Below are 19,644 nucleotides of genomic sequence, written 5' to 3' on the forward strand. Positions count from 1 at the left end.
CACCACCTTATTGCGCGGCGTCGATCACGGCTTGCACCGAAGGCGGCATCGCTTGCACGTTGCCGGTAACGGTCGGTTTGATCACATCGACGCCGTGTTGCTTGAGCAGCGCGCGCCCTTGCGCGCTCAGCAGGAAGTCGACGAAGCTGCTCGCGCCCGCATGGTTCGGTGCATCGCTGAGAATCGTCAGCGTGTAGCTTGCTTTGGCCTGCAATTCGGGCGCCGGACGGATCGCTGGAATTTTCAGGTCGGACGTTTCAGTCGAATAGAAGAAGCCGGCATCGAGCTGGCCGGATTGTAGGCGGCCCACCAGCGTTTCTTCAGGCAAAACCTGCGCGGGATTTTCCGCGGCGCCCAGCGTCTTCTCGACGAGATCCGGCTGATGGTAGAGCTCCGCGGCCTTCGTCATCATCTCGACAGTGAATGCGCCCTTTGGATCGAGCTTCGGATCGGTACGGCCGACGCGGATGCCGGGTTCCTGCAACACCTGATCCCAGCGCTTGCTCTTGAAGTCCGCGGCAAACTTGCTTTGCGGGTTGTAGCCGATCATCAACGGCGATTCGGCGAAGTTCACATACCACGTGACGTGGTCGCCGTTCGCCTCGCCCATCAGGCTGGTGTTCACCTTCGGGCTCGCACTGATGAACACGTCGCCACGGCGCAGCTTGCCCTTGATCTCGTTAGCGATCTTGTTCGAGCCCGCCGCATAGCCGCGGAAGTGCTGGCCGGTAGCCTTTTCGAAGGCCGGTCCCACGCTACGCTCCATCAAATTGACGAGCGAACCGGCGTACAGCACGTTGACCGTGTCGTCCTGCGCGAAGGCGGGTGCGGCCGTCACCACGCCGGCGACGACCACGAAAGATGCAAGCAGCTTGCGAATCATGCGATTGACCCCGATGCGTTATTAAGAGCGCTATATTACGACGCCATCGCATTGCGTTGTGTGTCGCTGCGCGCTCCATATGGTCAATTGAGCGGGAAAATCCGCACGTAGCTGGTGCCGCCCGTGCTGCCGGCGCGGTCGATCGCGTACAGCAGGTGCCGGGGCGCGTCGACGGCCACGCCGCGAGCGTCCTGAAAGTCGTTTGCAAGCAGGCTGACGGTGCCGTCCGGCGCGATCCGGCAGAGGCCGCTGGTGTTGCATTTCGTGTAGAGGGTGCCGCTCGCGTCGACGGCCATGAGGTCGGGGCTGTTGATCTGCGCGAGCGTCGCGCTCGGGGCCACTGCCTGCGATCCGCCGAGCAGCGCGCTCAGACTCGATTTGACGATGGTGTTGTTCACCTGATCGGAGACGTACACGGTGTCGCCCGACACGGCAACGCCGACCGGCTTGCCGAGACCCGTCAGCAGATCGCGCTCGACGGCGGTATGGGCGGTCGGATCGTAAGTGATGAGGCTCAGACCGCCTTGTGGCGGCGTGCTGCCGCTTTTGATAAACCACGTGGACAGTAAGCGATTCGAGCCGATCGAGATGAGCCCGAGGCGGCGTCGCGCCGGATTGGGGCCGCTCAGCGGCGCAATCGTGTCCACACCCGTGATGCCGAACACCGCGCTCGCGGTGCCGAAGCCGAAGCGTTCGATCATCAGCGTGCCGGCATCGGCGAAGCTCAACTGGCTCAGGCTGTTCGCCTGGCCGGCCACGACCGGCACACCAGCGTAATGCGAGAAGGTGTGGCCGTCGGGTGAAGAGAGCACGCCGTTGGTTTGATCGTCGGTGATAAAGACGGCGCCGTCCGCCGCACGCACTGCGATGCCGTTCGGCGAAGCGCTGACGGCGACACGTTGCGGAACAGCCGTGACGTCGTCACCGCCGCAACCCGCCAGCAAGGCGATCAAACCACAGCTGACGAGGGCGAAGCGGGTGGTGCCTAGTAGAGCGGGCGAGAAGCGGGTTGAGAAGCGGGTTGAAAAGCGCATGTGATCTCCAGAGCGGCCGGATTGAAGGCTGGCCGTGAAACCGGCTGGTCGACGCGAGCCGTGAATTTTTATCGATGTGGATGACGCCGGCAGAGTGGCCGATATGTTTAGCGATATATTGCGTATCGATGCGTTTTTGCGCCGGGGCGGCCATCCCAGCGTAATATACACACGGACATAACGAGTGAACAGGCCGCTCAGGCACCAATGCTGGAGATAACCGCGTATGGATAGTGTGAATGTGATTGCCGCGCCTGCCGTCGAAGGCGCGCTCGTCCTGAGCGGACGGTTCCAGCGCCCGCTGTCTTTCGACCTCGAGCGGCTCAAGGCGTACGAAAGCGTGCTGGCTACGCCGTTCGATCTGCGCTGCTACACGACGAACCGTTTCATCCGCAGCGTCGAGCCTTACCGCGGGGTGCGTTTGACGACCTTGATTTCTGAAGCGGGCCTGCCGAACGACGTGCCGGGAGAGTTCAAGCGCACGGTGTTCGTGGCGGTGGGACACGATGGTTACGTCGTGACGTTTTCATGGCATGAACTGTTCAACACGCCGGTCGACGAGAATGTGCTGGTCGCGTACGAATGCGGTGGCCGCGCGCTCGACGCCGAAGACGGCGTGCCGATTCTGTTTTCCGGTTCGGATATTTTGCCCGCGCCACGCCACGTCAAACGTCTTGCGCGTATCGAGGCGCATGTTTTGAAGCCGTCGGCGTAGGCGATTCGAGCGACAGGCGTAACATGGTCCGCTGTTCATCATCGTGTTGCCCCCATGCCTGACGAACCGCTTTCGCCTGCTGTGAGAGTTGCCGCACCCGGCACCGAACCGCCGCGTGCGTCGCTCGATGCGCAGGTTGCCGAGCGCACGGCAAAGTGGCTGGCCGCTGCCACGGACGCCGTGTCGCCCGATACTCAACTGTTCGCGAGGCTGATTGCTGCGCGCGAGGTGCGCGACGAACTTGCGCTGCTTGGGTTGCCGCAGCCAGCGTGGCGCGCGCTACTGGAGCGGCATTTTGTGCACGCGGCCGCGCTTGCGCCCATGCCTGCGTCTTTGTCTGCATTGCCACCCGTCGACACCAGCGAACACGCGGCATTCGTCGACACGCTACGCGCGCTGCTGCTCACGTATTCCAGCACCGCCATCGACGCGGGCGACGCTCGCTGTCTCGCCTCGATCATCGCTCACGCGTGCCTGCGGCCAGATCACCTGTGGCGCGACCTCGGCCTTGCGGGCCGTGAAGAAGTCACATGGATGCTGACGCGTTATTTCCCGACGCTCGTCGTGCTGAATGTCGACAACCTGCGCTGGAAGAAATTCCTCGCCCAGCAACGCGCGCTTTCCTTAGGGCTTCAGCCTGGCCCGGCTCCCGGTTGTCCGGGCTGCGAAGACTACGGGCATTGCTTCCCCGGTCACCACTGAAGCCATTCAGCCAGGGTGGCAGGGCGAGGCGGTTCGTGTATGCTTTCGCGCATGGCTGATACCGCGAAAACCAAACCAAGACCCGCGACAAAATCCGCGACGAGGTCTGTGAAGCCGCGCCCCGAAGTGCGCTTCAGAATGCGCATCCGCAGCGGCGACGCCGTCGCGCTCGGTCCGGGCAAAGTTGAACTGCTCGAAGCCGTGCGCGAATACGGCTCGATCTCGGCTGCGGCGCGCAGCCTCGGCATGTCGTACCGGCGCGCATGGCTGCTGATCGATGAACTGAACCGCTCGCTCAAGGCGCCCGCCACGCACTCGGAGCAAGGCGGTCAAAGCGGCGGCGGCTGTACGCTGACGCCGGTGGGCGAAAACATCATTCGTCTGTACCGCGATGTCGAAGTCGAGGCGCAACGAAGCTGCGCGAAGCAGATCGCCGAGTTGACGAGGCTGATTCGCTCCTGAGCGGCTGAGGGCTGAGGGCTGGGGACTGAGGGCTGACGCCCCCTCGGCTTAGCGTTCAGGCCTCACCGTTCGGCGCTGACAGCCTACAGATCAGCCGTGGCGCAGGCAAAACGCCGAGGGCGGCGGATTGCCCAACTGGGCAAGATGCTCGCGGCGCAGGCGGTCCACCAATTCGACGAAGCTCGCCACGCTCGCCGTGCGCAACGGGTAGTAGTCGATCTGATGGCGTTCGCAGACCCTTTTGAGCGTATTCATCGAATCGTGATCGACGCAGTCGACCGGAAACACGACGATATCCGCACCCGGCAACGCAGCGGCAAGCAGACCTTTGCGATCTTCCACGCCGCCGTCGTGCACCACGAAATCACCGCCGGCGGCCTCCACCAGCCGCTTGAGCGCGGCATTCGAGCCGGGACGGCCGCCCATATACACAATCCGTTTGCCGCGCACGCTGTCGAGGCTGGCCTGCCGCGTCCCCGGGCCATTCGCGTCCGCTGCATCCACCGCCGCGCGTTCCAGCGCATCGCATTCGCTTTGCACCAGTTTGAGAAGCTCCAACGCCTGATCCCGGCTCTTGCGTAACGCGAGCGCCGCACCTTGTTCCTGCAGCGCACGTTGTTCAGCGGCCTCACGGCGGCTCGTGTGAAGCGCCACCCGCTGGTCGGTGTCGGCCAGTTTGTCGCGCAGCCTCGATATCTCGGTTTCGAGATCGGAGGGATCCGTCGGCGTCTGGCGCGTGGCCAAGGCAGTGAACTGCGCAATCTGCTCGTTGAGCGCGGATATCGACGCATCGCGCTGCATGCTGATCTCCTGCAAGCGGCTTTGCTGCCGCTCGACTTTTTCCTGCAACTCGGCGTTTTCCGCTTCGAGCGCAACCAGTCTGCGGATGTCCGCGCGATTCGCCGCGCCGACCAGATGCGACAGCATGTGCAATTCGCCGAACGCTTTCTGGCGCACGTACAAGGTCGCGTACGGATGCGTCATCAAAGCCCAGTAAGCAGGCGGGATATCGCCGCTTTTCAGCGTATCGTCCCAGAGCTTCAGCAGATCGACATCGTCGGCGGCTTTGTCGAAGCGGCGGACTGCCGCCGCATAGCGCTCGTCGAGCAACTTGTGCAGGGCTTTGGCGCCCGCGCCGCCGTCGATCGCGAGTTCGACGGCCGAGTGATGAATCTCCAGGTCGCTCGCGTCCCGGGGATCGAGGCCGGTGAATTTAGACACCAGCTTGCGCAGTTCGTGCGTGCTGAGACAGGTGCCGATGATCGAGCAATGCAGTTGGCCGTCGAGCTCGGCGAGGCGCGCGCGCCGTTTGGCGTTCGAAGGCGATACCTTGGCGGGCGTGCAGCACGGGTCGGCAGCGCGCAAACCGGTGCCGGCCAGCTCGTCGCTGGACAGTTTGAGACGCGGGGGCTGGGCGAGACGAAACGGCGGCGTGTGCATGAGGACCTCGAATCCGGTTCTGGCGTCAGGCTGACTGAACGTGCGCGCTGGACGCGTGCGCCATGCAGGCGCTGCTGGCGATATATTCGAACGGATATAGCGATGGACAAACGAAAACGTTCATATGCGGCAATGACGAATCAGTCGTTTGGGTGAACGAGAGTGGCTGCGCGTGCATGCTGCTCAAGAACGTGCCCAACGCACAGACCGATAAACGCAGTGTCGAGCCGTTCGAGTTCGGCCACCACCTTGCGTAATGCGGCGAGGTCGTTGCTGAACGCGTCCGAGAAAATCGCGTCGCGAAGTTGCTCGGCCGAGCGCGCCTCTTCGATCAAGCTTTCAGATCGCGCAGACGGACGAAAGCCGCCGCCTTGGCCTGTTCGGCGAGAATCGACAGCAACTGATTCAATGAGTGCGAACCCGAGGTGCCCACCGAAGCGAAGTTCAATTGATCGTCCGTCAGCATCAGCACGAAGCGCTGCACGCTGCCGTAAAGGCGTCGGTAAGCATCGACGACATCCCGGATCAGCTCGGCGCGGCCACGTTCGGACGCCGACTTCACCGCGACGATGGTTGACGAAAGTCCTTCTGGGCGGCGTTTCGCCGGGTTGGACAATGGGGATCGCAATGTGGGTCGCGATGTGGGTCGACTAGGCACCGCTGCTAGCTCCTGCTTGCTTGTTTCGCTTCGTCGTGCGCGGGTGACGGGCGAGCCGCTGCACTCCACGAAGCATACCGTGATATTCGACAGGATATAACGAAAGGCGGCGCGAGTGTAGCAGAGGCGGCTTTACCTGCCTCGCGCGAACTCGAGAAACGCCCGCACGGCTGGCGCCCGTTCGAACTTTCGAAAGGCAATGGCGATTTCCGAAGCGATGGGTTTGCCGGCGATGCTGCGGTAGACAACGCCCGGCAACGCGATGCAATCGGCCAGGGTATGCGGCACGACCGCCACATCGCCGCCTAGCGATACGCAGGCCAGCACCGCCGCGAGCGTGCCCGGACGTGACCCGAGCCGCGGCGAAAAACGCCCGCGCCTTGCGACTTCAAAGGTGCCGGCTTCCTGTTCCGGCAGCACGAAACACTGGTCGCGCAGTTGGGAAGGCTTGATGTCTGGCAAGCCAGCCAGCGCAGAACTTTCCGGCAGCGCGAGGACGAACGTATCGCGATGCACGGTGCTTGCCTGAATACCGTCGACGAGCGGCACCGGCGGGCGCACGTAGGCTGCGTCGAGCAGGCCGTCGCGCAGCATCTCGGCCGCGCCGTCCATCGGCACCTCGCGAATCGAAACATCGACGCCCGGATACCTGGCGCGAAAGCCGCCGACTGCCCGTTGCAGTACCCCCGCATAGGCAGCCGAAGCGACGTAGCCGACTTCGATCCTGCCCAACTCGCCGCGCTCGGCGAGAATCGCGCGCTCTTCGCCGCGTGCGAGGTGGTCGAGTGCGTTGAGCGCTTCGGCGAGGTAGGCGCTGCCTGCCGCGCTCAATGCCACCGACCGCTTGGTGCGATGAAAGAGCCGCACGCCGAGCAGCCGTTCCGCTTCCTGGATCAGCTTGGTCAGCGAAGGGGCCGCGATGTCTAGTTCATCCGCGGCGCGGGAGAAATGCAGATGCTTCGCGACGCAAACGAATGCGTGGATATGGCGGAGTTCGAGCTTTCGCATGGTTTTCAGTATTTCCGCCAGAGCTAATTATTCTGTGATTCTATGCCAATGACAGGCAATAGACGCTTCGCTACCATCGGATGACTTCGATTCGACTCCACCCGCCCGTATGTCATCCCCGTCCGCCCGTCCTACACTGCCCGCGCAGTCGTCAGACTCGAAAAGCTCAAAACCCGTCAACCCTGCGTTCGTGCTGGCCACCGCATCGGCGACCTGCGCGCTGATCGTTCTGGATACCAATGTCGTGGCCGTCTCCTTGCCCTCGATTGCACGCTCGTTTCACGCGAGTTTCGCCGATGTCGAATGGGTGGTCAGCGCGTATATGGTCGCTTTCGCGTCGTGTCTGCTGCCCGCGGGCGGTCTCGCCGACCGCGTCGGCCGCAAGCGGATGCTGCTGCTCGGGCTCGCGGTGTTCTTTCTGGCGTCACTGGGTTGTGGCGCGGCGCCATCGGCGGCTATGCTTGACGTGGCGCGCGCGGTCAAGGGCGTCGGCGCCGCGATGCTGCTCACCGCGGCGCTCGCCGTGATCGCCAACACCTTCCACGAAGGTCCCGCGCGCGTGCGCGCATGGGCCGTGTGGGGCACCTGCATGGGCCTCGCGACGACGGTCGCGCCGCTTGTCGGCGGTGTGATCACCCAATGGCTCGGCTGGCGCTGGATTTTCCTGCTCAATCTGCCTGTGTGCGCAGTGCTCGCGTGGTGCGCGTCACGCTCGATTCGCGAGTCGCGCAATCCCGAACCCGGTCCGCTCGATGCCGCCGGCAGCATCCTGTTCGGCCTTGCGCTCGCGCTCGGCATCTGGGCCTTGATCGAGGTGCCGACCGACGGACTCGCGAGCTGGGTCACGGGCGCGAGGCTCGCGGCATGCACGCTGCTGTTTGGCGCATTCATTCAGGTGCAACGCTCGCGGGCGCATGCGATGGTCGACCTTGCACTGTTCCGCCAGCCGCGCTTTGTCGCAGCCGTACTCGCGATGTTCGGCTACGCTGCCTGCGCGCAGGTGATGATGACGTTTTTGCCGCTCTACCTGCAGAACGCGTTCGGTCTGTCGGCGGTGATGGCGGGTGTCGGCATGCTGCCGTTCGCGCTGGCGATGGTGCTCGGGCCGTACATCGGCGCAGTGCTCGCGCGGCGCTTGCCGGGCATGGCGTTGCTGTCGACCGGGCTATTGCTGATCGCGGCCGGCAATCTGCTGACGGCGCTCGTCGCCGGCGACGCAAGCTATGCGCTGGTGGCGCTCGGCATGGTCGTGACCGGCCTGGGCGCAGGGATGATGAATGGCGATACGCAGAAGGCCATCATGGCGTGCGTACCGCTTGATCGAACCGGCATGGCGTCCGGTATCAGCACGACGACGCGCTTCACGGCGATCGTCACGTCGGTGGGTGTTCTGGGCGCGGTACTCGCGGCCCGCACCCACGCTGCGTTCGTGGCCGGCACGCAAATGACGCCTGATATTAGCGCAGCGCTCGACACGGGTTTCATGTCGCGCGTGCTGGCTGGCGATATGGCGCAGGCCACCGCGCATCTGCCGCCTGCGTTGCGGGTCGTCTTGGTGTCGGCCGCGCACGCGAGCTTTGCCAGCGGTTTTGCTGCGGCGCTTTATCTGGCCGGCGCGATTGCGGTGTCGATTGCGGCGGGAATCTGGCTGCTGGGTCGCAAGGGTGAGGCTGTACCGGTGCGTGGGGTTGCGTCGAACGGGTAGGAGTTTACCGGTCCGGCCGCTGCTTTGCCGTCCGGCCAGGCCTCATCGCCCCGGCCACCCCGTTTTACGATATTGTGTGCTGCGCGCGCTCAAACTTGGGCGCGCGCTCCTTTCCGGGCCGTGTCCGCAACCGGGCAACGTACAAGCGTAAGTTCCACAATTCGGGAACGCACAAGCACAAGAAAATGAGCCATCCCAACACCGAACTGATCGAGCGTTTTTACACCGCGTTCCAGCAGCGCGATGCCGAAACAATGGCCGCCTGCTATGCCGACGATGTGGTCTTCAGCGATCCGGCCTTTGGCGAGCTGCGCGGCGAAGAGGCGCGCGACATGTGGCGTATGCTGGTGGCGCGCGCGCAGGACTTCTCGCTGACGTACGACAGTGTCGAAGCGGATGAGCTCAACGGCCGCGCCCACTGGGTGGCCCGTTACACATTCGGTCAGACGGGCCGCACGGTGGTCAACCGCATCGCCGCGCGCTTCGTGTTTCGCGAGGGCCGCATCGTCGAACATCGCGATACGTTCGACCTTTGGCGTTGGGCCCGTCAGGCTTTGGGCATCAAAGGCGCGCTGCTCGGCTGGACGCCTTTCGTGCAGCGCGCAATCCGGGCGCAGGCGAGAAAAGGCCTCGACCTCTATCGACGCAGGCAGCGCCGCACGTAGCAGGCCAACCCGAGGTCAACCCTGCGCACTCCCCCAGCCTTGCTATGAGCCGACCAGTTGGTGCAGTATTTCGTGACGTGGACAAACGGGGGAGTTCTATGCCGGTAGTGGATGCATCGTGGCAAGAGTGGCTGAGCAGCAATGTAGCGCGCGGTTGCAGCATCGACTCGATGATCGATGCGATGGTGCAAGCCGGTTTCGCCACGGAAGCCGCGCGCGCGGAAGTGCACAAAGCGTTCGGCATGAACCCGGCGGACGTAGGGAACTCGCCAGCGGCAGCGACTGAGGCAGCGCTGGTAAAAGCCGGCCCGCAAACATACCAGTACGACGCGTCGCCCGTTGCACGCGGCAATGTGATCCGTGCGCACGATCGCGACGTCCGCGTATTGATGCGCTCCGAGCGGCCGCAAGTGATTGTGTTCGCGGATGTGCTGTCGCCTGACGAGTGCAACGAGATGATCGAACGCTCGCGTCATCGGCTGAAGCGCTCGACCACGGTCAATCCCGACACCGGCAAGGAAGACGTGATCCGCAACCGCACCAGCGAAGGCATCTGGTACCAGCGCGGGGAAGACGCGTTCATCGAAAAGATGGACCGGCGCATATCGAGTCTGATGAACTGGCCGGTCGAAAACGGCGAAGGGCTGCAGATTCTGCATTACGGCACGAGCGGCGAATATCGTCCTCACTTCGACTATTTCCCGCCCGATCAGGCCGGCAGCGCGGTGCATACCGCTCAGGGCGGCCAGCGGGTGGCGACCCTGGTGATCTATCTGAACGACGTGCCCGACGGCGGCGAAACAATATTCCCGGAAGCGGGCATCTCAGTCGCGGCAGTAAAGGGTGGCGCGGTCTATTTCCGCTATATGAACGGCCAGCATCAACTCGATCCGCTGACCCTGCACGGCGGCGCGCCGGTGCTTGGCGGCGACAAATGGATCATGACGAAGTGGATGCGCGAGCGGGCCTACGGCTAAGGCGCGCGCAGGAAATTTCATAATTCGCGATGCGTCGAATCCGACGCTGAATGCGTTTTATCCAAGGCTCGTTTCCGAATCCTCGCGTGAAATGCGACGGGACGGCCACCTATCATCCTTTGCTTTAGTCAGCATCGCCCGATTGGCTACGCGCCCGGTCTGCGTGTGCTGAGCGAGCGAACTCTGGATGTGGGATGAGACGTATGCCAGTCGTAAACGATGCCGTGAAAACCTGGTTGGACAGTCATGTCGAGCGCGGCTTTAGCCCTGCGGCGTTGGTGGATGCCATGGTGGGCGCCGGCTTCGCATCGGAACTCGCACGAACCACGGTGAACGCTTCGTTCGATGCTGCCGGAATGGCTCGCACGGCCGTTGCTGCCGCGCCATGCGGTACCGAGGCGGCCGCGGGCGAATACCGCTACGATCCGGCGCCGGTCGCGGCGGGCAATGTGGTTCGTGCCTACGATCGCGACGTCAAGGTGCTGATGCGCTGCGAACGGCCGCAGATCGTCGCGTACGCCGACGTGATGTCGGACGAAGAGTGCGATGAGATGATCGAACGGTCGCGTCCGCTGCTCAAGCGCTCCACTACCGTCAATCCTGAGAACGGGTCGAACGACGTGATCCCCAATCGCACTAGTGAAGGCGCCTGGTATCACCGAGGTGCGGACCCGTTCCTCGAACGGCTCGAAAAGCGCTTTGCCAGTTTGATGAACTGGCCGGTCGATAATGGTGAAGGGTTGCAGGTGCTGAGGTACGGGGTCGGCGCCGAGTATCGGGCGCATTTCGATTATTTTCCGCCGGCGCAGACGGGCAGTGCCGTGCATATGGCGCGTGGCGGGCAGCGGGTTGCGACGCTGGTTTTGTATCTCAACGACGTGGCGGCTGGAGGGGAGACTTTTTTTCCCGATGCTGGCGTGTCGGTTGCCCCGAAGCGAGGGGGCGCTGTCTATTTCCGCTATATGAATGGGGCGCGGCAACTCGATCCATTGAGCTTGCATGGGGGCGCGCCTGTTCTGGAAGGCGAGAAGTGGATCATGACCAAGTGGGTCAGGGAAGGGGTTTTTGCTTAGAGCGCTTCGCTCAAGCCATCTTGTAGACGTCCGGATTGTGCAGTTCCATATAGCGCTCCGGCGTCGTCAGTTCCTTGAAACCGTGCGGCTTGTAGACGTGGTGAGCGTCTGTCGTCACCAGCACGATTCTGCGCAAACCGGTCAGCGATGGGCTGGCGAATACGTGCTTCATCAACGCTGACGCGTATCCCTTGTCGCGGTACGCGGGCAGCACGAAGACATCGCACAGGTACGCGAATGTTGCCTGGTCCGTTACCAGGCGAGCAAACGCGATCTGCTTGCCTTCGATATACGCACCGAAACATAGCGACCCCTCTATCGCCCGGTCGAACGTCTCGCGTGGCAGGCCCTTCGCCCATGCCGTCTCCTGCGAGAGGAACGCGTAGATCATCTCGATGTCGAGGTCGGCCTTGTTGCTCGAAATCGTCAGCTCGTTCGCTTGCACCGCGTCTCTCCACCTGTTCTGGTTAAGTAATGAAAGGATACGGCGCCGGTTGGGCACCGCTGCTTCAACTCCCGCTTCAAACTCTTCCATCCGGCCCGCTTTGCGCTCAGCTCTTCGCCGGGTCCTCGACGCCGCGCGAACCGCCACCGATGCTCTGTCCGGCGTTGTGCGCGAGACCCAAGTAGCCGATCAAGGACATCAGTGTCAGCACACCGGCAAACAGAAACGCCAGGCGGAAATCATCCAGCGTGAAAACACGGCCGGTCGTCTCGCCGTTGAAGAACGCTGCCGCGCGCAGCGAGACGGCGCCGAACGCAATGCCCAGACCGATCGTCATCTGGGCGGCAGCGCTCCAAAGCGTGCTCGCTGCGCTCATCTGCGGTTGTGAGACGTCGGCGTAGGCGAGGGTGGCAAGCGTCGAGAATTGCATCGAGCGCGCTACGCCGTAAATGAACACGACGAACAACACCAGCACGAGCGGCACGTTCGGCGTCAACAACCCGCAGGCAATGATGAAAACACCGGCCACCGTCACGTCGACAATCGACACCATCCGGAAACCGTAGCGTTGCAGGATGCGCGTGGTCAGTGCCTTCATGCCGAGGTTGCCGAGCGCGCTCGCGAGCAATAACAAGCCCGACTTGAACGCCGACAACCCGAAACCGACCTGGAACAGCAGCGGCATCAGATACGGCACCGCGCCGATACCGATGCGGGTGAACGAGCCGGTCACCACCGTCACGGAAAAAGTCGGGATTTTCAGCGTGGATACGTCGATCAGCGGATGCGGGTGACGCTTCGCATGCTGGAACGCCACCACACCCATCAGCAATCCGCCCGCGATGAGCGCGCCCGCCACCCAAGGATTCTCGCCGGGCTGGCTCGCCAGTTCAGCGCCATACAGAATCGCCGTCAGCGTCGTGGCGCTCAGCATGAGGCCGACGACGTCGAGCGGCTTGCGTTCGGTGCCGCGCAGGTTCGGCACCAGCGCGAGCGCAACGGCCATGGCTGCCAGACCGAACGGCACGTTCAGCAGAAAGATCCAGCGCCACGACGCATAGGTGGTGATGAAGCCGCCCACCGGCGGTCCGACCACCGGCGCGGCAATCGCCGGCCATGTGATGGTCGAGATCGCCTGCATCATGCGGCTCTTCTCCGTGTTGCGGACCACGATCAAACGGCCCACCGGCACCATCATCGCGCCGCCCATGCCTTGCAGCAGCCGCGCGGCCGTAAATTCAGTCACGTTCTGCGACAAGCCGCACAACACCGAAGCCACCGTGAACACACCGATCGCGCTGAAGAACACCGTGCGCGAGCCGCAACGGTCGGCGACCCAGCCGCTCGCCGGGATGAAAATCGCCAGCGCCAGCATATAAGCCGTCATACCGAGGCTCAGGCTGTTTGGGCCGACGCCGAAGGAGTGTGCCATCTGCGGCAGCGCGGTCGCGATCACCGTGGTGTCGAGGTACTCCATGAAGAAGGTGGCCGCCACGATATACGGCAGCCAGCCGACGTGTGACGCGCGTGTGCCGCCGGTCATCGCGCTTTCCTTTTCGCACTGCGCGTGGATTCGCCGATGCCGCCATCGTGCCGGCGCGTACCGCGAGATGGTTTTGATTTCATGTTCTTGCGACTACCTTTCGAAAACGTGTTTCCGCGGCGCCCCTGAACCGTCACCCCTTGCCGCCAACCCTGCATCGTAACGCAACAATTCGCGACCCACAGCGGCGAACGGCAACAGACGGCGGCACATAGCGGCACATAGGGGCACACTGCGGCGCGCGACGGCAGCAGCGCGAGAAGCGCGCCGGAAACACTGCTTTTCTTGCCGCTCAATCCTTCGCCGCGTATTCCCGATCGAGCTTGTCGTACAGCGGCTTGTTCACCAGGCGCTGGCGTTCGCTGAACGGCGCGACGAGCGTAGCGTCTTCATCGAGGCGGCCGTTGCTCTTCAGCGTGCCGAGCGCGCGCTGCATGCCGAGCACTGCGCCTTGCAGCGCCGCGTTCGCGTACAGGACGATGCCGTAGCCGAGTTTGGCGAGCGCTTCACGCGATTGCACAGGTGTCTTGCCGCCGATTACGATGTTGATCAGTTGCGGCTTGTCGAACAGTCCCGGCAGACGTTCGATGTCGGCGAGCGATTCGGTCGCTTCGATAAACAGAATGTCCGCGCCGGCCTCGATGAAGCGATGGCCGCGCTCGATCGCGTCTTCGATACCGTGGACCGCGGCCGAATCGGTGCGCGCCATGATCTGCAGGTTGCCGTCTTCGCGGGCATCGACGGCCGCGCGGATCTTGCCGACCATTTCACTCGTGCTGACGACTTCCTTGCCGGCGAAGTGGCCGCATTTCTTCGGCATGATCTGGTCTTCGAACTGGATCACGTCGGCGCCGCTGCGCTCGAGTACGCGCACGGTCTGGCGCACGTTCAGTGCGTTGCCGAAGCCGGTGTCGGCGTCGACGATCAGCGGCAGCGCAACTGCGTCGCGAATCCGTGCGCAATGCTCGGCGACTTCGGCTAGGCCGATGAACCCGAGGTCGGGCAAGCCGAGCGACATATTGGTGACGCCCGCGCCCGTGATGTAGATCGCTTCGAAGCCGGCGTCTTCAATCACGCGCGCGCTCATGGCGTTGAAGGCGCCCGGCACGAGCAGGCCTTGGCGCTGGTTGACTTTGGCGCGGAAGGCGGCGCGGCGGGTAACGGAAGTGGTCATGGCTGTGTGTCTCCAGATAGGAAAGTGAGTGATAGAACGCTGAGCTGAATTCGCAGGAAGCATGCCATTCGCCGGCTCTTAGGATTTGTGCCAAACAATCAGCAGGTTAGGCGGAAAGAGGGCGGCGTCGCGGTTCATGGCAGAATGCCGGGGTGTTCCATGAAACGTTTCATGGAACGTTTCAGCTATGAGCGGAGCGTCGCAGTGTCCACTTTCACGTCGTCCCTTACCGATCCCCATTCTGGCCGCCCAGGCGTTGCCTTGGTTAGTATCAGCCGGTTGCAATCGCTTTGCGAGACGGTCGCGCCGCGTTACACCGGGCGCGCCAGGTTTTTTTCGGTCCGGGAGGGTTACGGCGCCGCCGTCACGGCCCTGCAAGCTTATGTTGACGCGGGTTCGGTCGATGTCGTGCTGGCAGCCGGATCGAACGGCGCTTACTTGCGCGACAACCTGAGCGTGCCGGTGGTGATGGTCAAGGTGAACGGCTTCGACGTGCTGAGCGCGATCACCCGCGCCACAACGACCTGGCCCGGCGCACAGATCGGCCTTGTCCTGCACGAAACCATCTCACACGAACTCGCGGACCTGAGCGCGTGGCTGAACGTCGGTCTGAAGCAGCGCGCCTACCGCTCGATCGACGAAGTGCGGCTCGCGGTCGCCAATCTGGCGGCCGAAGGCTGCAGCGTGATCATTGGCCCCGGCATGGCCTGCGATTTCGCGCAGCATGCCGGTCTGGAGAGCGTTTTTCTGTACTCGCTCGGCGCGGTCGAAGAAGCGTTCGAGCGCTCGGTCGAACTCGCGCGCGTGAGCCGCCAGAAGGAATCGAAGCGGGTGCGCCTGAACACGATCGTCGCTCATCTGCGCGACGGCGTGGCCGCCTTTGACGACGCCGGTCAGCTCGAAGCAGTCAATCCGGCGATGCTCGATCTGCTCGGACTCGACCGCGAACAGGACGTCCCCGCGCAATTGACGCGCGCCGTCGGCCCGTTACTGCGCGAGACGCTTGAGCATGACATGCCGGTCGAGGAGCGTATCGAACAGATCGGCGGCCGCGCGCTGATCGTCAACTGTGTGCCGATCCTCGAGCAGGGCTTGCGTTCGGGCTCGGTGGTCACGGTGCAGGATGCGCTGGTCGCGCAGCGGATCGACCGCTCGCTGCGCACCAGCCAGCGGCCGAAGCATCTGGTCGCGCGACACCATCTGGACGATCTGGTCGGCAGTTCGGTGGCGCTCGAGCGGGTGCGGCGGCTCGCGCGCGCAGGTGCGGCTCACGATGCCACCGTGCTGTTGAGCGGCGAAAGCGGCACCGGCAAGGAACTGGTCGCGCAGGGCATCCACAATGCCAGCCGGCGGCGTGGCAATCCGTTTGTCGCCTTCAATTGCGCGGCGCTCCCTGAAGGGCTGATCGAAAGCGAACTGTTCGGTCACGAGGAAGGGGCGTTCACCGGTGCGCGCCGCGGCGGCAAGCCGGGCCTCTTCGAAATCGCCCACACCGGCACGATCTTTCTAGACGAAATCGGTGAGATGCCGGCGGCGCTGCAAAGCCGCCTGCTGCGCGTGTTGCAGGAGCGTGAAGTCATGAAGCTCGGCGCCGGGCGCGCGACCCCCGTCGACGTGCGGGTGATTGCCGCCACGCATCGCGATCTGCACGCGCTGGTCGAGCAGGGTGTGTTTCGCGCGGATCTGTATTTTCGGCTGAATCTGCTTCAGATAGAATTGCCGCCGCTGCGCGAAAGACGCGGTGATGTCGCGCAACTGGCGCGGCATTTGTTGAACCGCAGTGCGCTCCAATATGGGCTGTCGGGTGCCGCGCTCGAGCGGGTGCTGGCGTTCCTCACACCCTTGTTCGAGCACTATGCGTGGCCCGGCAATGTGCGGGAACTGGAAAATCTGCTTGCGCGCGCCGCGATTTATCTGAGCGATTCGGCCGGCGAGGGCTGGCAGGATCTGCAGGCGGTGTTTCCGGAGTTCGGGCGGATGCGGCAGACAGCCGCGGGCGTGCATGGCGTTACGGCTGACGCCCACGCCGCCAGCGACCCCTCGGCCCGCCGCTCACCCACCCGCGAGGATGTCATACGCGCTCTCGAACAGGCTGGCGGTAATCGCGCTGCAGCAAGCCGGGCGTTGGGGATCGGCCGCACAACCCTTTGGCGGCTCATGAAGGACTGACCCGAGGATTGGTGCGGTGCAATAGTCGCCGGTAGCGAGTCAAATAGTAATAAACTATCGAAATAATTTAAACACACCACTTTACCTATTAAGCGCCGTCTGACATACTGACTCCACTTTCCAACCACTCCGAAAGAGGACTCAGCAAATGCCGATCATCAACAGTCAAGTCAAACCGTTCAAGGCACAGGCCTATCACAATGGCGACTTCCAGACCGTCACTGAAGAAAGCCTGAAGGGCAAGTGGTCGGTTTTCGTTTTCTACCCGGCTGACTTCACGTTTGTGTGCCCGACCGAACTGGGCGACCTGGCCGATCGTTACGCCGAATTCAAGAAGCTCGGCGTCGAAATCTACAGCGTGTCGACCGATACGCACTTCACGCACAAGGCATGGCACGACACGTCGGACACGATCCAGAAGATCAAGTACCCGATGATCGCTGACCCGACGCTGGCAATCTCGCGCAACTTCGACGTGCTGATCGAAGAAGAAGGTCTGGCACTGCGCGGCACGTTCGTGATCAACCCGGAAGGCGAGATCAAGTTGGCCGAAATTCACGACAACGGCATTGGCCGTGACGCCGGCGAACTGCTGCGCAAGGTGCAAGCTGCGCAATACATCGCGGCTCATCCGGGTGAAGTTTGCCCCGCCAAGTGGACGCCGGGCGCTCAAACGCTGACCCCGTCGCTCGACCTGATCGGCAAGATCTAAGGTCTAAAAGCCTCTCGCAGTAAGCGCCTCACGGCGCACCGCCGTGCGGACCGCTTCTTACAGCGGTTCGCGCGTCCCCGGGCTGCGCGCCTCCTATCCGGATGCGTGCGGCGCCCGGGACCCAACACCCCTCGTCACGGAATCGAAAGCCATGCTGGACGCCAATCTCAAGACTCAGTTGAAAACGTACCTCGAAAAGGTTAGCAGGCCTATCGAGATCGTCGCCTCCCTCGACGACAGCGCGAAATCGCAAGAGCTGCTGGCATTGCTGAACGATATCGCGACGTTGTCGGAACGCGTCACCGTGATAGAACGTCGCGGCGACAGCGAGCGCAAGCCATCGTTTTCGATCGGCGAGCCGGGTAAGGAAACGGGCATCCGTTTCGCCGGCATTCCGATGGGGCATGAATTCACGTCGCTCGTCCTTGCGCTTTTGCAGGTCGGTGGCCATCCCGTCAAACTCGACGATGCGGTGATCGAACAGATCCGCAGTCTCGACGGCGACTATCAATTCGAAACGTATTTTTCGCTGTCATGCCAGAACTGCCCGGAAGTTGTCCAGGCACTGAACGTGATGGCGCTGATCAACCCGCGCATCCGCCACGTAGCGATCGACGGCGCGCTGTTCCAGAACGAAGTCGAAGCGCGCCAGATCATGGCGGTACCGACCATGTTCATGAACGGCGAAGTGTTCGGCCAAGGCCGCAGCGGCGTGAAGGAAATCCTCGCGAAACTCGACACCAATGCCGGTGCGCGTGCTGCGAAGGAACTGGAAAAGAAGCCGGTGTTCGACACGCTGATCGTCGGCGGTGGTCCTGCGGGCGCGGCGGCGGCGATTTACTCGGCGCGCAAGGGCATTGCCACGGGTGTCGTGGCGGAACGCTTCGGCGGCCAGGTGCTCGATACGCTGGCGATCGAGAACTTCGTCTCCGTGACGGAAACGGAAGGACCGAAGTTCGCCACCGCGCTCGAACAGCACGTGAAGAGCTACGAAGTCGACATCATGGACGTGCAGCGTGCCGAAGCGCTGATCCCGGGCCGCATCAACGAGGTGCGTCTGGCGAACGGCGCGGTGCTGAAGGCGAAGACCATCATTCTGGCAACCGGTGCGCGCTGGCGCGAAATCAATGTGCCGGGCGAGCGCGAGTACCGTAACCATGGCGTGGCGTACTGCCCGCATTGCGATGGTCCGCTGTTCAAGGGCAAGCGCGTTGCGGTGATCGGCGGCGGCAATTCGGGCGTCGAAGCGGCGATCGATCTCGCGGGTATCGTGCGTGAAGTGACGCTGTTCGAATTCGGCGCGCAACTGCGTGCTGACGAAGTGCTGCAACGCAAGCTGCGCAGCCTCGCCAACGTGACGATCGTCACGCAGGCACAGACCACGGAAATCACCGGCGACGGCAAGAAGGTCAACGGCCTGGTCTACAAGGAACTGCGTTCGGGTGAAGCGAAGAACATCGAACTGGAAGGCGTCTTCGTGCAGATCGGTCTCGTGCCGAACACCGAGTGGCTGAAAGGCACGGTCGAGTTGTCGAAGCACGGCGAGATCGTCGTCGATGCACGCGGCGCAACGTCGGTGCCGGGCGTGTTTGCCGCCGGCGACGTGACCACGGTGCCGTTCAAGCAGATCGTGATTGCCGTGGGCGAGGGCGCGAAGGCATCGCTCTCCGCGTTCGATCACTTGATCCGTCACGGCGACGAGATTGAAGTAGTGAGCGAAGCAGAAGCTGAAGCGACAGTTTGATTGGCTTGTGTGAGTAGTGGACGGCGGCCTTCGGGCCGCCGTTTTTGTTTGGTGCACCCAGCATGGTGCGCACCAAAAACCAACGGCTGCCTTTCGGCAGCCGTCGCATGCGGGATTCTCTATTCACCTTGCGGCGAATTTTCCACTCCGGGTGGAACCCGGTGACCCGGGCGGCGCTACGTTTTTCACACCCGCTCGTACGTAGTTTTGAACTCAGATTTTATGAATTTGGCTGGCCACGGTCAAGCGGCCGACGGCGCGGCGCGCTTCGGCATGCGGAGCCCCAGGCCGGGCTGGCGCTCACGGACAGCGTTTGCGATACCGCAAACACCCGTTTCATTCACCCGCTCGAAGCCCACCCCGAATGCCGCATCCACGGCCCCTTTGTTTGGAGCCTCCCACCTAGGCCCAATACTGTTCACTTGATAACCACTTTGGGCGCTATTCGCTGATTCAGCGGCTCCCATCGTCGCCGGATCCGGAAATTCGACATCTTTCGCTTCACGCCGCGGGGATTGCGCTTGCCGCGGCTTTG

20 protein-coding genes are annotated in these 19,644 nt (G+C 63.0%); 10 read left to right on the forward strand and 10 right to left on the reverse strand.

Going from position 1 to position 19,644, the window contains the following annotated elements; all coding sequences use genetic code 11:
* Positions 1–7 precede the first annotated feature (7 nt).
* Together GNZ13_RS22385 and GNZ13_RS22390 are read right to left on the reverse strand one after the other, a co-directional pair.
* Positions 8–883, reverse strand: a complete 876-nt coding sequence (locus GNZ13_RS22385; RefSeq protein WP_172168145.1) for an extracellular solute-binding protein — start codon at positions 881–883, stop codon at positions 8–10.
* A gap of 83 nt (positions 884–966) precedes the next feature.
* On the reverse strand, positions 967–1,917 hold the full coding sequence (locus GNZ13_RS22390; protein ID WP_172168147.1) for an NHL repeat-containing protein: 951 nt from the start codon (positions 1,915–1,917) through the stop codon (positions 967–969).
* A 226-nt stretch (positions 1,918–2,143) separates the two neighbouring features.
* On the opposite strand from GNZ13_RS22390, the gene GNZ13_RS22395 reads away from it, so the two are divergent.
* Genes GNZ13_RS22395 through GNZ13_RS22405 form a run of 3 tightly spaced genes read left to right on the forward strand, consistent with a single transcriptional unit; the run spans position 2,144 to position 3,796 of the window.
* On the forward strand, positions 2,144–2,632 hold the full coding sequence (locus GNZ13_RS22395; protein ID WP_172168149.1) for a molybdopterin-dependent oxidoreductase: 489 nt from the start codon (positions 2,144–2,146) through the stop codon (positions 2,630–2,632).
* A 54-nt stretch (positions 2,633–2,686) separates the two neighbouring features.
* Positions 2,687–3,334 carry a nitrogen fixation protein NifQ gene (locus GNZ13_RS22400; protein WP_172168152.1) on the forward strand — a complete coding sequence of 216 codons (648 nt, stop codon included), beginning with the start codon at positions 2,687–2,689 and terminating at the stop codon, positions 3,332–3,334.
* Between the two features lie 39 nt (positions 3,335–3,373).
* On the forward strand, positions 3,374–3,796 hold the full coding sequence (locus GNZ13_RS22405; RefSeq protein ID WP_236002129.1) for a winged helix-turn-helix domain-containing protein: 423 nt from the start codon (positions 3,374–3,376) through the stop codon (positions 3,794–3,796).
* A gap of 90 nt (positions 3,797–3,886) precedes the next feature.
* On the opposite strand, the gene GNZ13_RS22410 is transcribed toward GNZ13_RS22405, so the two are convergent.
* The 4 genes from GNZ13_RS22410 to GNZ13_RS22420 all read right to left on the reverse strand — a co-directional run bounded on the left by GNZ13_RS22410 (position 3,887) and on the right by GNZ13_RS22420 (position 6,902).
* The gene (locus tag GNZ13_RS22410; RefSeq protein ID WP_172168154.1) at positions 3,887–5,236 is read right to left on the reverse strand and encodes a DUF2325 domain-containing protein; all 1,350 of its coding nucleotides are present in this window, start codon (positions 5,234–5,236) and stop codon (positions 3,887–3,889) included.
* 140 nt (positions 5,237–5,376) lie between these two features.
* Positions 5,377–5,571, reverse strand: coding sequence for a hypothetical protein (locus GNZ13_RS52560; RefSeq protein WP_236002130.1), 195 nt, complete (start codon positions 5,569–5,571; stop codon positions 5,377–5,379).
* A complete protein-coding gene (locus tag GNZ13_RS52565) occupies positions 5,568–5,852 on the reverse strand; it encodes a hypothetical protein (protein WP_236002131.1) in 285 nt (94 codons plus the stop codon). The genes GNZ13_RS52560 and GNZ13_RS52565 overlap by 4 nt, the downstream gene beginning before the upstream one ends.
* Positions 5,853–6,026: 174 nt before the next feature.
* Entirely contained in the window at positions 6,027–6,902 is an 876-nt protein-coding gene (locus tag GNZ13_RS22420; RefSeq protein WP_172168156.1) for a LysR family transcriptional regulator, read from the reverse strand.
* Positions 6,903–7,011: 109 nt separating this feature from the next.
* Here GNZ13_RS22420 and GNZ13_RS22425 point away from each other — a divergent pair, with 109 nt between their 5' ends.
* From GNZ13_RS22425 to GNZ13_RS22440, 4 genes are all read left to right on the forward strand, one after another.
* Positions 7,012–8,607, forward strand: a complete 1,596-nt coding sequence (locus GNZ13_RS22425) for an MFS transporter (protein ID WP_172168157.1) — start codon at positions 7,012–7,014, stop codon at positions 8,605–8,607.
* Between the two features lie 185 nt (positions 8,608–8,792).
* Complete coding sequence (locus GNZ13_RS22430; RefSeq protein WP_172168171.1) at positions 8,793–9,272, forward strand: nuclear transport factor 2 family protein; 480 nt, start codon at positions 8,793–8,795, stop codon at positions 9,270–9,272.
* A 98-nt stretch (positions 9,273–9,370) separates the two neighbouring features.
* Entirely contained in the window at positions 9,371–10,249 is an 879-nt protein-coding gene (locus GNZ13_RS22435; protein ID WP_172168158.1) for a 2OG-Fe(II) oxygenase, read from the forward strand.
* 203 nt (positions 10,250–10,452) lie between these two features.
* A complete protein-coding gene (locus tag GNZ13_RS22440) occupies positions 10,453–11,322 on the forward strand; it encodes a 2OG-Fe(II) oxygenase (RefSeq protein WP_172168159.1) in 870 nt (289 codons plus the stop codon).
* A 10-nt stretch (positions 11,323–11,332) separates the two neighbouring features.
* On the opposite strand, the gene GNZ13_RS22445 is transcribed toward GNZ13_RS22440, so the two are convergent.
* The 3 genes from GNZ13_RS22445 to GNZ13_RS22455 form a co-directional block, all read right to left on the reverse strand.
* The gene (locus tag GNZ13_RS22445) at positions 11,333–11,767 is read right to left on the reverse strand and encodes a GNAT family N-acetyltransferase (RefSeq protein ID WP_172168160.1); all 435 of its coding nucleotides are present in this window, start codon (positions 11,765–11,767) and stop codon (positions 11,333–11,335) included.
* Positions 11,768–11,873: 106 nt separating this feature from the next.
* On the reverse strand, positions 11,874–13,310 hold the full coding sequence (locus tag GNZ13_RS22450) for an MFS transporter (RefSeq protein ID WP_172168161.1): 1,437 nt from the start codon (positions 13,308–13,310) through the stop codon (positions 11,874–11,876).
* A 292-nt stretch (positions 13,311–13,602) separates the two neighbouring features.
* Positions 13,603–14,484, reverse strand: a complete 882-nt coding sequence (locus GNZ13_RS22455) for an isocitrate lyase/PEP mutase family protein (protein WP_172168162.1) — start codon at positions 14,482–14,484, stop codon at positions 13,603–13,605.
* Positions 14,485–14,643: 159 nt separating this feature from the next.
* Here GNZ13_RS22455 and prpR point away from each other — a divergent pair, with 159 nt between their 5' ends.
* The 3 genes from prpR to ahpF all read left to right on the forward strand — a co-directional run bounded on the left by prpR (position 14,644) and on the right by ahpF (position 19,109).
* Positions 14,644–16,653: a propionate catabolism operon regulatory protein PrpR gene (gene prpR, locus GNZ13_RS22460; protein ID WP_236002132.1), complete on the forward strand. Its 2,010-nt coding sequence runs from the start codon at positions 14,644–14,646 to the stop codon at positions 16,651–16,653.
* A gap of 148 nt (positions 16,654–16,801) precedes the next feature.
* Entirely contained in the window at positions 16,802–17,365 is a 564-nt protein-coding gene (gene ahpC / locus GNZ13_RS22465; RefSeq protein WP_172168163.1) for an alkyl hydroperoxide reductase subunit C, read from the forward strand.
* A 151-nt stretch (positions 17,366–17,516) separates the two neighbouring features.
* On the forward strand, positions 17,517–19,109 hold the full coding sequence (gene ahpF, locus GNZ13_RS22470) for an alkyl hydroperoxide reductase subunit F (protein ID WP_172168175.1): 1,593 nt from the start codon (positions 17,517–17,519) through the stop codon (positions 19,107–19,109).
* A 242-nt stretch (positions 19,110–19,351) separates the two neighbouring features.
* Here ahpF and GNZ13_RS51590 read toward each other — a convergent pair.
* Positions 19,352–19,644 (reverse strand): hypothetical protein (locus GNZ13_RS51590; protein ID WP_216674973.1); only part of this gene is annotated, 293 nt, incomplete at its 5' end.

This window comes from Paraburkholderia elongata, from assembly GCF_013177735.1.
Taxonomy (GTDB): domain Bacteria; phylum Pseudomonadota; class Gammaproteobacteria; order Burkholderiales; family Burkholderiaceae; genus Paraburkholderia; species Paraburkholderia elongata.